We start from the raw sequence: 14125 nt of genomic DNA, 5'->3' as shown, positions 1-14125 counted from the left end.
TGACATGAGCCGGACTTGGGCTCCTGAGGGGGCCTGCCGCGGCACCTTGGCGGTGCTGCTCGGCAGAGGCGAGAACCCGGCCGTTTACCAGCGCTTCGGCCGGAGGCTGTCCGCCGACGGCTACGGCGTGGTGGTGCCGGAACCGGACACCGATCCCGAGACGTGGTTCCAGCCCGGCGCGGCTCGGTTCCTGGTCGGCACCGACGCCGGGGCGCTGCGTGCGTGGGCGCTCGGGCTGGAGATCGAGGCGGACGGCCTGATCCTCGCGGGCACCCCGCTCGCCCGGGGGCAGAGTCCGGTCGACCGGGCCGACGAGATCGGGGCGCGCACGTCCTGCCCGGTGCACCGCGAACTGCTGGAGAACGATCCGGAGTTCGAGTGGGGCCGGTTGACCGAGGACGTGCCCGAGCCGCCGAAGCAGCTGCCCGACGTGCCGGTCCTGCTGCTGCACGGCGACGCGGACACGCTCGCGCCGGTCGCCCCGGTGACCTCGCTGGCGGCCAAGCACCCGCAGAGTTCGCTGGCGGTGTTCAAGGACGGCGTGCACGACATCCTCAACGACAAGTTCCACCGGAGCGTGGCCGCGCGCATCGTGCTGTTCTGCGAGGAGATCGGCAAGGGCGCGGTGCTGCTGCCCGAGACGCCGGCCGCGCCGCGCGCCCGCAGGTCCGCTCCGGTGCACATCTCGGCCCGTACCGACTACTCGGTGCGGGCGCTGCGTGAACTGGTCGGGAGCGGCAGCGAACCGGTCAAGTGCGAGGTCATCGCCCGGAACCAGGGTATCCCGCTGAATTCGCTGGTCAACCTGATGGTCGAGCTGCGGCGGGCCGGGCTGGTGACCAGCCAGCGCGGCTGCGACGGCGGCTACTCGCTGGCGCGGCCGGCCGAGAAGATCACCGTCGGCGAGGTTGTGCGAGCGGTCGAAGGTGGGGTCACCTCGGTGCACAACGGTTCACCCGGCGCCGAGGTGTGGCGCGAGCTCGGCCGTCAGGTCGCCGCGTTCCTCGACGGGGCGCCGCTGGTCGGCGATCGGTGAGCAAGGAAGGAATCTGATGACCCAGCATGACGCGTTCCACCCGGATCTCGCGACCTCGGTGCCCGAGGAGCGGCGCCGCTCGCTGCGCACCCGGCTGCACCACGTCCGGGCCGCCGGCCTCGACAACAAGACCGCGCAGACCGAGGGCATGCGGCGGCTCGCGGCGATCAGCGGTGACCTGGTCGGTTCGGAGCGGATCTGGATGGGGGAGACGCACGTCGGCCCGTCGACGTCGTCGGACAACCACCACCACGGCGAGTCGGAGACGGCGATCTACGTGGTCAGCGGCCACCCGGAATTCGTCTTCCACGACGGCGTCGAGGAGATCCGGATCAAGACCGAGCCGGGCGACTACATCTTCGTGCCGCCGTTCGTGCCGCACCGCGAGGAGAACCCGGACCCGAACGACCCGGCGGTGGTGGTGATCGCCCGCAGCACCCAGGAGGCGATCGTGGTCAACCTCCCCGAGCTGTATCACCTGGACCCGGAGGAGAGCTGAGGACCGCCGCGTGCGGCGGACGAACGGGAGAAACTGGGCGAACTGCTGGCCAAGGTGCTGGAATCACTCGATGGAACCGCCCGGTAACTCGTTGTCCGGCGGCGAGGCGCGTGCCGGCCGAGGCCGGCGGTGGGTTAGAGTTCCTCGGTTGTTCACGGGTGTTTCCCGCGACCTGGCGAACTCGGCATGATCGGGTGATCACGCGACGGTGGTCGACGCCGGTCGCCTGATCGAGAGGACCCAGTTGGCCACGGTGCAGTTCGAGTCCGGCCATGCTGTCCTGAACCTCGGCGGCCTGCCGGGCCGGCTTCGCCGAATCGTCGTGAACCACTCCCGCGCCGTCATCGCGCTCTCGGTGCCGCTGCTGATCGCATCCTTCGCGCTGCTGGTGCTGATGCGCCGGGCCGGGCTGGACCAGGGATCCGGCATCGACTACCAGGTGTACCGCTGGGCGGTGCACACCTGGCTGGCCGGTGGCGACATCATGAACACCGCCCCGACCGTCAGCATCGGCCGGGTGCTGCCCTGGGTGTACCCGCCGTTCGCGCTGCTGCCGCTGCTGCCGTTCGCGCTGCTGCCGTTCGTCGCCGGGCTGGTCGCGCTCTACGTCGTGGACCTGCTCGCCATCGGCGCGGCGCTGTACCTGGTCACCCGGCACCTGTGGCCGGTGGTCGGCAGGCGCGGCGCGTTCGCGGTGGCGATGGCGCTGCTGCCGTGGACGCTGTTCCTGGAGCCTGTCTACGCCTCGTTCGGGCTCGGCCAGATCAACATCGTCCTGATGGGCCTGGTGATCGTCGACTGCCTGACGCGCAACCCGCGCTGGCCGCGCGGCCTGCTGATCGGCATCGCCGCGGCGATCAAGCTCACCCCCGCGGCCTTCCTGCTGTTCTTCCTGTTCCGCAAGGACTTCCGGGCGGTGGTGACCGCGGTGGCGACCGCCGTGCTCGGCACCCTGGCGGGCTTCGCGCTGAACTACCAGGCGGCAGTGGAGTACTGGTTCGGCAAGGGGCCGGCGCACGGCGTCAGCGGCTCCGCCTTCCACACCAACCAGTCGATCATGGGCGGCCTGGCCCGGCTGGAACTGCCCGCGGTGGCGCAGAACGGGCTGTGGCTGGTGATCTCGCTGGCCTGCGTGGCCGTCGTGGCGGTCGCGATCCGCCGGTCCGAGCCGGCGCTCGCCGTGACCGCCAACGGCCTGCTGGCGCTGCTGGTGTCGCCGACGTCGTGGTCGGATCACTGGGTCTGGTGCGCGCCCGGGCTGCTGGTGCTGCTCGCCTACGCCGCCCGGCTGCGCAGCCCGGGTTGGCTCGTGGTCGCCGGGGTGGCTCTGGTGACCGTGCTCGTCGCATCGTTCCGGATGCTGCCCACCGGCCCGCCGTGGACGCCGCTGCAGCACCTGTTCGGCAACCCCTATCTGCTGCTCGGTTTGGTGCTGCTCACGCTCCTCGGTCGGTTTGCCCGAAGTTGTCCGTTGGTGGTTGCGCGTGAAGAACCGTTCGCGACGCCCGCGATCCGGAGTTGATTCGGCTGCCCGGCGCCCCTTCGGCGCCGGGTTTTCCGGCATCTGCTCGACATTGGACGGTCAACGGGACGAATTCGTCGGCGATCGGATGATTCTGCCGTGCTGCACGCTCGGTGTGCGGTCGATTACGGAAAACGCTTGACTGGAGAACCGAATCCGAAGGTGTTGGGCAGTGATTCTGTGCTCCGCAAGAAGATCGTGAACAACGCCACTTGGAGCGCCAAACGGTCGCGTATGGACATTGCCGTGGTGCAGAATTCCCGAGCCCGCAGGGGTTGCGACAACGATGTCCCAATGGCTGGGAGCCCCGTAATCTTCGCTTAACTTCGCGTTACTCAACGGTAGCTTTTCGGCCGCTCGCTATGTAGAGTGCCTCAAACTGACCAAGAGTGCAACGGCGCATCCTTTTGTCAGTGCCCCCAAAGGCTCTTGCGGGATCTCAGTGGGTGGGTCATGCCCTGCTGCAGCCCGCGGCCTGACGACGGGAGGTCTGATGCCCCTTTCCCACCATGCAAGAAAATCGGCGCAGCGTAGCGCCACTGCCCACGGTCTCTACGACCCGGCCAACGAACACGACGCGTGCGGTGTCGCCTTCGTCGCCGACCTGCGCGGTCGGCGCAGCCACGACCTGGTTGCGAAAGCGCTGACGGCGCTGCGCAACCTGGAGCACCGCGGCGCCAAGGGCGCAGACCCCGAGACCGGGGACGGCGTCGGTCTGCTGACCCAGATCCCGGACGAGTTCTTCCGCGCCGTCGTACCCTTCGAGCTGCCCGAAAGCGGCGGTTACGCGGCGGGAACCGCGTTCCTGCCTGCCGGCACCGATGAAGCGGCGCACGCGGTGGCGACCATCGAGCGGATCGTGGCCGAGGAGGGCCTGCGGCTGCTCGGCTGGCGCGAACTGCCGGTGGAAACCGGCTGCGCCGGCAGTTCGGCGCGCGAAACGATGCCCGGCTTCCGGCAGCTCTTCGTCGGCCACGGCACCGATGCCGCGCACGGCGAGACGGCGCTGGAGTTCGAGCGGCGGGCGTTCTGCGTCCGCAAGCGGGCCGAGCACGAAGCCGACGTGTACTTCCCGAGCCTGTCGGCGCGCACCATCGTCTACAAGGGGATGCTGACCGAGGCCCAGCTCGGCGCGTTCTACCCCGACCTGCGCGACGAACGCTTCGCCAGCGCGATCGGCCTGGTGCACAGCCGGTTCTCCACCAACACGTTCCCGTCGTGGCCGCTGGCGCACCCGTACCGCTTCATCGCGCACAACGGCGAGATCAACACGCTCAAGGGCAACCGCAACTGGATGCGGACCCGGGAGAGCATGCTGGCCACCGACCTGATCCCCGGTGACCTGCGGCGCCTGTTCCCGATCGCCACCCCGGACGCCAGCGACTCGGCGACCTTCGACGAGGTGCTGGAACTGCTGCACCTGGGCGGCCGGTCGCTGCCGCACGCGGTGCTGATGATGATCCCGGAGGCGTGGGAGAACCACGCCGAGATGGACCCGGCCCGCCGCGCGTTCTACGAGTTCCACAACTACCTGATGGAACCCTGGGACGGCCCGGCGCTGGTGGCGTTCACCGACGGCACCCAAATCGGCGCGGTCCTCGACCGCAACGGCCTGCGGCCGGGGCGCTACTGGGTCACCGAGGACGGGCTCGTGGTGCTCGCCAGCGAAGTCGGCGTGCTGGAGATCGACGCGGACAAGATCGTCCGCAAGGGCCGCCTGCAGCCGGGCCGGATGTTCCTGGTCGACACTGGCAAGGGCCGCATCATCGACGACGACGAGATCAAGGGCGAACTCGCCGCCGAATTCCCGTACCAGGAGTGGCTGGACGCGGGCGTGGTGCACCTGGCGGACCTGCCGGACCGCGAGCGCGAGCTGCCCTCGCACGACTCGCTGGTGCACCGGCAGCAGGTCTTCGGCTACTCGCAGGAAGCGCTGGGCGTCCTGCTCAAGCCGATGGCCACCACCGGCGCCGAGCCGATCGGCTCGATGGGCAACGACGTGCCCTTCGCCGCCTTCTCCGAGCGGCCACGGCAGCTGTTCGACTACTTCACGCAGTTGTTCGCGCAGGTCACCAACCCGCCGCTGGACGCGATCCGGGAAGAGCTGGTCACCTCGCTGCGCACCCACGTCGGGCCCGAGCACAACCTGCTCGACCACGACCCGCGGGCCTGCCGGAACTTGGCGCTGCCGTTCCCGGTGCTGGACAACGACGAGCTCGCCAAGATCGTGCACCTCAACGACGATGGCGACCGTCCGGGCCTCAAGCCCGCGGTGATCCAGATTACCTACCACGTCGCAGGTGGGGGCGAGGCGCTGCGCACGCGGCTCGACGAGATCTGCGAAGAGGTCTCGGCCGCCGTCGCGGACGGGGCGCACGTGCTGGTGCTCTCGGACCGCTCGGCCGACGCCGAGCACGCGCCGATCCCGTCGCTGCTGGCCACCGGTGCCGTGCACCACCACCTGGTGCGCGAGAAGAAGCGCACCCAGGTGGGCCTGATCGTCGAAGCCGGTGACGTCCGCGAAGTGCACCATGTCGCTTTGCTCATCGGTTACGGCGCCGCCGCCGTTAACCCGTATGTGGCGATGGCCACCGTCGAGGACCTGGTTCGCGGCGGAGTCATCCAGGGCGTGGACGCAAAGCAAGCGACCGCGAACCTCATCAAGGCGCTGGGCAAGGGCGTTCGCAAGACCATGTCCAAGATGGGCGTGTCCACTGTGGCCTCCTACACCGGCGCGCAGATCTTCGAGGCCATCGGGCTCGGCGACGAGGTCGTGCAGCAGTGCTTCACCGGCACCACTTCGCGGCTCGGCGGCGTCGGATTCGACGTGCTGGCGCAGGAGATCGCCGAACGCCACCGCCGGGCCTACCCGTCCGACGGCGTGGCGGCGCCGCACCGGACGCTGCAGGTCGGCGGCGAGTACCAGTGGCGGCGCGAAGGCGAGCCGCACCTGTTCAACCCGCAGACGGTGTTCAAACTCCAGCACTCCACCCGCAGCGGCCGCTACGAGGTGTTCAAGGAGTACACCAGGGCCGTCGACGACCAGTCGCGGGAGCTGATGACCCTGCGCGGGCTGTTCAAATTCCGCGAGGGCGCGCGAAAACCGGTGCCGATCGAGCAGGTCGAGCCGGTCTCGTCCATCGTGAAGCGGTTCGCCACCGGCGCCATCTCCTACGGCTCCATCTCGCAGGAGATGCACGAGGTGCTGGCCATCGCGATGAACCGGTTGGGCGGCAAGTCCAACACCGGCGAGGGCGGCGAGGACGCCGAGCGCTTCGCCCCGGACACCAGCGGCGATTCGCGGCGCTCGGCGATCAAGCAGGTCGCCAGCGGCAGGTTCGGCGTGACCAGCGAGTACCTGGTCAACTCCGACGACATCCAGATCAAGATGGCGCAGGGCGCGAAGCCCGGCGAGGGCGGGCAGCTGCCCGGCCACAAGGTGTACCCGTGGGTGGCCAAGACCCGGCACTCCACGCCGGGCGTGGGCCTGATCTCCCCGCCACCGCACCACGACATCTACTCGATCGAGGACCTCGCGCAGCTCATCCACGACCTGAAGAACGCCAACCCCAGGGCGCGGATCCACGTCAAGCTGGTGTCCGAGGTCGGGGTCGGCACGGTTGCCGCGGGGGTGTCCAAGGCGCACGCCGATGTCGTGCTGATCTCCGGGCACGACGGCGGCACCGGTGCTTCGCCGCTGTCGTCGATCAAGCATGCGGGTGGTCCGTGGGAACTCGGGTTGGCCGAGACGCAGCAGACGCTGCTGGCCAACGACCTGCGCGACCGGATCGTGGTGCAGACCGACGGTCAGCTCAAGACCGGCCGCGACGTGGTGATCGCGGCTCTGCTGGGTGCCGAGGAGTACGGTTTCGCCACCGCGCCGCTGGTGGTCTCCGGCTGCATCATGATGCGGGTCTGCCACCTCGACACCTGCCCGGTGGGCGTAGCCACCCAGAACCCGCAGCTGCGCGAGAAGTTCACCGGCAAGGCCGAATACGTGGTGAACTTCTTCGAGTTCATCGCGCAGGAAGTGCGGGAATACCTGGCAGCGCTGGGATTCCGGACACTCGCCGAGGCGATCGGGCACGCCGGCCTGCTTGACACCTCCGAGGCGGTGCGGCACTGGAAGGCGCAGGGTCTCGACCTGGCGCCGATCACGCACGTGCCGGAACTGCCGCGCGGCGCTTCGCGGCACCAGACCGCCGAACAGGACCACGGTCTGGAGAAGGCGCTGGACAACACGCTGATCCAGCTGTGCGAGGGGGCCCTGAAGGAAGGCACCCCGGCCCGGCTGGACATGCCGGTGCGCAACGTCAACCGCACGGTCGGAACCATGCTCGGCTCGGAGCTGACCCGGCGGTGGGGCGGCGAAGGCCTCCCGGACGACACCATCGACGTGACGTTCACCGGATCGGCCGGGCAGTCCTTCGGCGCGTTCCTGCCGCGGGGCATCACCCTGCGGCTGCTGGGGGACGCCAACGACTACGTCGGAAAGGGCTTGTCCGGCGGGCGAATCGTGGTTCGCCCGGACGCTTCGGCGCCGTTCGCGGCCGAGCAGAACATCATCGCCGGAAACGTGCTGCTCTACGGCGCGACCGGTGGCGAGATGTTCGTGCGCGGCGTGGTCGGCGAGCGGTTCGCGGTGCGCAACTCGGGTGCCGTGGCCGTCGTCGAAGGCGTCGGTGACCACGGTTGCGAGTACATGACCGGTGGTCGCGTGGTGATCCTCGGCAGCACCGGGCGCAACTTCGCGGCCGGCATGTCCGGCGGCATCGCGTACCTGCTGGACCTGAACCCCAAGCGGATCAACCCCGAGATGGTCGACCTGGACCCGCTGGACGACGCGGACCGCGAGTTCCTGCACGACCGGCTGCGGCGGCACTACGAGCAGACCGAGTCGGCCGTGGCGCGGGGACTGCTGGCCGACTGGGACACCGCGGTCGAACGTTTCGGGAAGGTCATGCCGAAGGACTTCAAGCGGGTGCTCGTAGCCCGAAGCGCCGCCGAACGCGACGGGCGCGACGTCAACGAGGCGATCATGGAGGCCGCACATGGCTGATCCCAAGGGATTCATGACGACGCCGCGGGAAATGCCGCAGCGTCGCCCGGTGGACGTGCGCATCAAGGACTGGCGCGAGGTCTACCTGGAGTTGGAACAGCCCAAGCTGCGGAAGCAGGCCGGCCGGTGCATGGACTGCGGGATCCCGTTCTGCCACCAGGGCTGCCCGCTGGGCAACCTGATTCCGGAGTGGAACGACCTGGTGTGGCGGGACGACTGGCAGGAGGCCGCGCAGCGGTTGCACGCCACGAACAACTTCCCGGAGTTCACCGGGACGTTGTGCCCCGCGCCGTGCGAGACGGCCTGCGTCGTCGGCATCAACTCTGATCCGGTCAGCATCAAGCAGGTCGAGATCACGATCATCGACAAGGCCTGGGACGACGGCTTAATCCGGCCGCAGCTGCCTCGCGCCGTCACGGGCAAGAAAGTCGCAGTGGTCGGCTCCGGGCCCGCCGGACTCGCGGCGGCGCAGCAGCTGACCCGCGTGGGCCACAGGGTGGTTGTCTACGAGCGGGCGGACCGCATCGGCGGGCTGCTGCGCTACGGCATCCCGGAGTTCAAGCTGGAGAAGCGCCGGCTGGACCGGCGCCTGGGCCAGATGCGGGCCGAAGGCACCGAATTCCGCACCGGCGTGAACGTCGGCGTGGACGTGACGGTCGAGCAGCTGCGCGCCGACTACGACGCGGTGGTGCTCGCGGGCGGTGCGACCCAGGCCCGCGACCTGCCGGTGCCGGGGCGTGAGCTGGACGGCGTGCACCAGGCGATGGAGTACCTGCCGCTGGCGAACAAGGTGCAGGAGGGCGACCTGGCGCGCTCGCCGATCTACGCCGAGGGCAAGCACGTGGTGGTCATCGGCGGCGGTGACACGGGAGCGGACTGCGTGGGCACGGCGCACCGGCAGGGCGCGGCTTCGGTCACGCAGCTGGAGATCATGCCGATGCCGCCGGCGTCCCGATCCGAGTCGCACCCGTGGCCGACCTACCCGATGATCTACCGGGTCTCCTCGGCGCACGAGGAGGGCGGGGAGCGCCTGTACTCGGTCAACACCCAGGAGTTCCTGGGCGACGACCAAGGCGAGGTGCGAGCGCTGCGCCTGGTGGAGGTGCGGCGCACCGACGCCGGCTTCGAGCCGGTGCAAGGCACGGAGCGGGAGCTCCCGGCACAGCTGGTGCTGCTCGCGATGGGCTTCGTGGGCCCGGAACGAACAGGTCTGCTGGAACAGCTGGGCGTCACCCTGGACGCACGCGGCAACGTCGCCCGCGACGAGAACTTCATGTCAAGTGTGGACGGGGTCTTCACGGCGGGGGACATCGGCCGAGGCCAGTCCCTGATCGTCTGGGCGATAGCCGAGGGCCGCTCGGCGGCAGCAGGAGTCGACAACTACCTGACCGGCCGAGCCATCCTCCCAACTCCAATCGCCCCAACAGACCGCCCAATCACGTAATTATTCGAGGTGAGGGGCACCCTTGAGCGGTTCACCCGCCCAAGGGTGCCCCTCACCTCAGAAACGTAGTGCGGAGGCCCCCGGATTTATCCGTGGGGAGGAAGCACGTCAAGCCGTGATTAACGCGTCCAGCGGTAGCCATCCCACCAGATGATTACTGGTGTCGGCCCGCTGTGTAAAATGATCAGTGTGAGGACGGCGTACAAGGTTCGGGCCTATCCCGGCCCCGAACAAGCGGCCCAGCTGGGCCGCACGTTCGGGTGCGTACGCCTCGTGTGGAACAAGACCCTCGCCGAACGCCACCGCTGCTACCACGCAACCGGCAAAAAGACCTCCTACAAGGAGACCGACGCCGCGCTGACCGCGTGGAAGAAGACCGAAGAACTGGCGTTTCTGTCCGAGGTGTCGTCGGTGCCGTTGCAGCAGACGTTGCGGCACCAGCACACCGCCTACGCGAACTTCTTCGCTGGACGTGCTCGCTACCCGCGCTTCAAGTCGCGTAACGGACGTCGGTCGGCGCACTACACGCGCAGCGCGTTTAGCCTGCGCGATGGAAAGCTGAAGCTGGCCAAGCACAACGCGCCGCTTGAGTATGTGTGGTCCTGGGGTGCAGAGGTTCTTCAGTTTCTGAATCCGACGATGGTGATCGTTTCCCGCGAGCCTGACGGCCGCTGGTACGTGACCTTCGCCGTGGACACCGACGAGCCCGAACACGCCCCGGCTACCGGCCGCGCGGTCGGCGTTGACCTGGGTGTGAAGGACTTCGCTGTCCTGTCCACCGGGGAGAAGATCCCCAACGCTGGGCACGTGGACCGTAGGGCCCGCAACCTTGCCCGCTATCAACGTCAGATGGCCCGCAAGCAGCGCGGTTCAGCGAACTGCCGCAAGGCTAAGGCCAAGGTTGCTCGGGCGCACCGCAAGGTGCGGCACGCGCGGCAGGACTTCCTGCACCGCACGTCAACGGACCTGGTTCGTAACAATGACCTGGTCGCGGTCGAAGACCTCGCGGTGAGAAACATGGTCCGCAACCGGAAACTGGCCAAGGCGATCTCCGATTGCGGGTGGAGCGAGTTCCGGCGCCAGCTTGAATACAAAGCCGAGCGGGCGGGAAAGGTCGTCGTTGTCGTTGACCGCTGGTACCCGAGTTCGAAGACCTGCTCGGACTGCGGGCACCTGCTGAAGAACCTGAAACTGTCGGTGCGGCACTGGAGGTGCCCCGACTGCGGCACTCGGCACGACCGGGACCACAACGCCGCGAAGAACATCCTTGCCGCTGGTCGAGCGGTAGCCGGGTGGAAATCCGGCGATGCCTGTGGAGCTGGTGTAAGCCGGGGCGAGCTTGCTCGCGCGCAGTCGGCTATGAAGCAGGAAACCCAACCTGTGAAGGTTGGACTCCCCCGCCTTTAGGCGTGGGGAGGAAGTCAACTCAGATGCCTTCGATGGAGGCGGGCACTGTGCCCATGCGGCCAGTATGGCTGCTGCTAGGCGCTGGGCGGTGGTTGTGAGCTGCTCGGCGGCGGCGCCGAGCTCGTCGGAGGCGGTGGCTCGGACGACGGAGGGGGCTCGGACGACGATGGTGGCGGTGGTGGCGGCTCGGACGATGGTGGTGGTGGGGGAGGCGGCTCGGACGACGGTGGTGGTGGCGGCGTGGTCGCGACTGGTGGGGGAGGTGGCGGAGCTCCGCCGGTAGGTGGAGCGGCGGCGGGAGGTGGTGCGGCGGCGGGAAGTGGAGCCGCGGCGGGCGGGGGAGCGGCCATTGCTCCGCCACCGGGCACCGGGGCGGCGACCGGTGGTGGCGGGGCGAACGCGAGAAGGGTTGGATCGCCAGGGATCGAAGCGTCGCTGGGGGTGGGCATGGCGCCGCGGGCATAGGCGTCGGCCCAGGTGAGCACCGAGCGGACGTAGGACTCCGAGTGGTTGTAGCGGAACACCGCCGCCGCCAGCTGCGCGCGGTCGCGGAGATTCCCGTTGCCGCTGCACAGGTATTGGCCGGATGCGAGCGTCGCGTCGAAGACGTTGTGGGGGTCGCTTACGCCGTCACCGTTGCCGTCGGCGGCGTGGCTGCGCCAGGTGGACGGGATGAACTGCATCGGACCGACCGCGCGATCCCACGTCCGGTCGCCGTCCAGTCGGCCGCCGTCGGTGTCGCGGATGGCGGCCACACCTGGTCCACCGGACAACTGCGGCCCCAGGATCGGCGACAGGGTCCGGCCGTTCACGTCCACCCGGCCGGACCGCGCGTGGTTCGACTCGATGCGCCCGATCCCGGCCAGCACCGACCAGTGCAGGCCGCACCCCGGATCGGTACGTGCCAACGTCCGCTCGGCGCGCTGATAGGCGGCCAGCGCCGGTGCCGGGATGCCCAGCGGGCCGGGTGGCACCTGGTCGGCGGGCTCGGCGTGCGCGGACAGGTCCGGCTCGGTGCGCACCTCTTCCAGGAACTCCGGGCTCAGCCGATCGTCGGCGGGCAGCTCTCCGTCGGCGGCCACGCCCGGCGGGAGTTCCGGCGCGGCCTGCGTGGACTGGTCGGCGGGTTCGATCGGGGAATCGCCGTGCAGCGCCAGCACCGGCAACAACGCGACCATCAGGCTGGTCGTCACTGCGGTGAACCGCTCGCCACGGCCGAACCGCTCGCCACGGCTGAACTGGCCGTCCGGACCCAACTTCCCGTCACCTCCACGCCGGTTTGGCCATGTCGGGGCCCGACTTTTCCGGAAAGTGACGGCATTGTGAACCACCAGAAGCGGTCGGCACCGCGAACGCCAAGCGACCAGAAGGTTGCGGCGAATGGCTCAGCGGCACGACGGCCATCGCGCGCACTACAGCTGCATCCCGTGCCGCTCCAGGCTCCGGATCGCCTGCGACGGCGAAGGCTGCGCGATGTAGCGGGCCTGCGCGGCCGTCGTGACGCTACCGTGGTCGATGACCGCCATGAAGTATTCAACCGACCGCAGATCCATCACCGCAGGATAGGAGGCTGTAATTGATCGTGGTTATGGGCGTGTGCGGTGTTGGACCTGCGTCAGACCGCGGTGTTCACCTCCGCCGACGCCCAGGAGGGCGCGCGGGCGTTCGCCGAGAAGCGCGCACCGGTTTGGCGAGGTGAATGAGCGCCTTGTCGTACGACGCCGAATCCGACCTGCGGGACCGACGCCGCGCGGTGCGCGAGCTCGGTGCCGCGCTGCGCGAGCTGACCGAGGCGGCGGTGTCGACGGAGGTCGACACCGAGACCCTCGTCGAGGCCGCGGAGCAGGTCCGCGCCCTGGTGCCGGCGCTGTCCTCCGCGCGCCGCGAGCGCGGCCAACCGGCCACTGCGGACGATGGTCGGCGGCCCCGGCGGCTCTACAACCCGGCGGCCGGGCCGGGCAACCCGATCGCGCCGCCGATGCGGGTGGAGATCGTCGACGGGATCGCGATCGGCACCTGCACGCTGGGCCTGGCCTACGAGGGCCCGCCCAGCTACGTGCACGGCGGCATCAGCGCGCTGCTGCTGGACCAGATCCTCGGGCACGCGCACGCGGCGAACGGCAAGCCCGGCATGACCGTGAAGCTGTCGCTGCGCTACCGGCGCCCGGTGCCACTGACGACGCCGCTGCGCATCGTCGGCCGGGTGGTGCGGCTCGACGGGCGGTGGACGAACTCGGTGGCCACGATAAGCACCGCAGACGACCCCGGCACCGTGCTGGTGGAAGCCGAAGGCGCCTTCGTGGTGCCCAACTCCGAGCAGAACAAGCGACTGTTCGGAGAGCTGGAGCGCATCGTGTGACCGTCGTCGAGGATGGCCGGGTGCAGCGCGAGCACATCGCCCTCGGCCGAGCCCGCACGGACCACGTCGGGCTGACAAGTTCACCGAAGAGCTCTGCGAAAAGTGCTCAGCTCAGGGGGGAGGCCGTCTTGCTCAGACCGTCGTCGATATGGGCGGAGTCGTTGAAACGGCGGACGATCCAGCGGTCCTCGGTGATCACGATCTGCGAGATCGAGCCGTTGTTCGCTCCCAGGAACGCGAGCGGCCGCGAGCCCGTAGCCATGGCCATCACGTGGCCGATGACGCCGCCGTGGGTGAACACCGCGATGTGCTGGTCCGGGTGCGCGGCGGTGAGGCGTTCGATCGCGCCGCGCAGCCGCGTGGTCAGCGCCTCGGTGGACTCCGCGCCCGGGATGACGTCCCAGCGCTGCTCGGCGAGCATCTGCTGGATCACCGGGTCGTTCTGCGAGACCTTCTGCCGGAACAGCCCACCTTCCCAGTCGCCCAGGTGCACCTCGCGCAGGTCGGGCTCGACCAGCGTGGTCAGGCCGACGCGGGCCGCCAGCGGTGCGGCGGTCTGCGCGGTCCGTTGCAGGGTGGTCACGTAGATCGCGTCCAGCTGCACGGCGGCGAGGCGGTCCGCGACCAGCTCGGCTTGCTCCCAGCCCGCCGGGGCGAGCTCCGGGTCGCCCTGGCCGTCCACCAGCCGGAAGGGCTGGTCCGGACGCGCCGGGGCGGATTCCCCGTGCCGGATCAGCAGGATGTCGGTGGATCCGGCAGGTGCCGAGAACCGCGACTGCCGGTACTCCACTTCGGACAT

At 69.2% G+C, this 14125-nt stretch carries 10 protein-coding genes and 1 pseudogene; 8 read left to right on the top strand and 3 right to left on the bottom strand.

All coding sequences use genetic code 11. The features are described 5' to 3' along the window. Positions 1 to 4: 4 nt before the first annotated feature. The 6 genes from FDZ84_RS36300 to FDZ84_RS36275 all read left to right on the top strand — a co-directional run bounded on the left by FDZ84_RS36300 (position 5) and on the right by FDZ84_RS36275 (position 10967). On the top strand, positions 5 to 1036 hold the full coding sequence (locus tag FDZ84_RS36300; RefSeq protein WP_168589516.1) for an Rrf2 family transcriptional regulator: 1032 nt from the start codon (positions 5 to 7) through the stop codon (positions 1034 to 1036). Between the two features lie 16 nt (positions 1037 to 1052). Continuing rightward, entirely contained in the window at positions 1053 to 1535 is a 483-nt protein-coding gene (locus tag FDZ84_RS36295; RefSeq protein ID WP_168589515.1) for a cupin domain-containing protein, read from the top strand. A gap of 208 nt (positions 1536 to 1743) precedes the next feature. Then, entirely contained in the window at positions 1744 to 3057 is a 1314-nt protein-coding gene (locus tag FDZ84_RS36290) for a glycosyltransferase family 87 protein (protein WP_210435345.1), read from the top strand. A 493-nt stretch (positions 3058 to 3550) separates the two neighbouring features. After that, positions 3551 to 8116 (top strand): glutamate synthase large subunit, encoded by a 4566-nt coding sequence (gene gltB / locus FDZ84_RS36285; protein ID WP_168589514.1) that lies wholly within the window; start codon positions 3551 to 3553, stop codon positions 8114 to 8116. Next, positions 8109 to 9560: a glutamate synthase subunit beta gene (locus tag FDZ84_RS36280; RefSeq protein WP_168589513.1), complete on the top strand. Its 1452-nt coding sequence runs from the start codon at positions 8109 to 8111 to the stop codon at positions 9558 to 9560. The genes gltB and FDZ84_RS36280 overlap by 8 nt, the downstream gene beginning before the upstream one ends. Before the next feature lie 180 nt (positions 9561 to 9740). After that, positions 9741 to 10967 carry an RNA-guided endonuclease TnpB family protein gene (locus FDZ84_RS36275; protein ID WP_210435344.1) on the top strand — a complete coding sequence of 409 codons (1227 nt, stop codon included), beginning with the start codon at positions 9741 to 9743 and terminating at the stop codon, positions 10965 to 10967. A gap of 74 nt (positions 10968 to 11041) precedes the next feature. Here the strand turns inward: FDZ84_RS36275 and FDZ84_RS36270 are convergent, their stop codons facing one another. After that, positions 11042 to 12223: a lytic transglycosylase domain-containing protein gene (locus tag FDZ84_RS36270; RefSeq protein WP_168589511.1), complete on the bottom strand. Its 1182-nt coding sequence runs from the start codon at positions 12221 to 12223 to the stop codon at positions 11042 to 11044. A 156-nt stretch (positions 12224 to 12379) separates the two neighbouring features. Then, positions 12380 to 12520, bottom strand: a complete 141-nt coding sequence (locus tag FDZ84_RS36265) for a LysR family transcriptional regulator (protein ID WP_168589510.1) — start codon at positions 12518 to 12520, stop codon at positions 12380 to 12382. Between the two features lie 72 nt (positions 12521 to 12592). Here FDZ84_RS36265 and FDZ84_RS41415 point away from each other — a divergent pair. Together FDZ84_RS41415 and FDZ84_RS36260 are read left to right on the top strand one after the other, a co-directional pair. After that, positions 12593 to 12670, top strand: a pseudogene (locus tag FDZ84_RS41415) (enoyl-CoA hydratase); the annotation flags it as partial. Beyond that, complete coding sequence (locus tag FDZ84_RS36260) at positions 12667 to 13326, top strand: PaaI family thioesterase (RefSeq protein ID WP_168589509.1); 660 nt, start codon at positions 12667 to 12669, stop codon at positions 13324 to 13326. The pseudogene FDZ84_RS41415 and the gene FDZ84_RS36260, both read left to right, overlap by 4 nt. A 106-nt stretch (positions 13327 to 13432) precedes the next feature. Here FDZ84_RS36260 and FDZ84_RS36255 read toward each other — a convergent pair whose 3' ends face one another. Continuing rightward, a complete protein-coding gene (locus FDZ84_RS36255) occupies positions 13433 to 14125 on the bottom strand; it encodes a histidine phosphatase family protein (RefSeq protein ID WP_168589508.1) in 693 nt (230 codons plus the stop codon).

The organism is Saccharopolyspora sp. ASAGF58 (assembly GCF_012277335.1).
Taxonomy (GTDB): Bacteria; Actinomycetota; Actinomycetes; order Mycobacteriales; family Pseudonocardiaceae; genus Saccharopolyspora; species Saccharopolyspora hattusasensis.
Note: the sequence above shows the minus strand (reverse complement) of the source record. Positions and strands in the feature narration are given on the sequence as shown.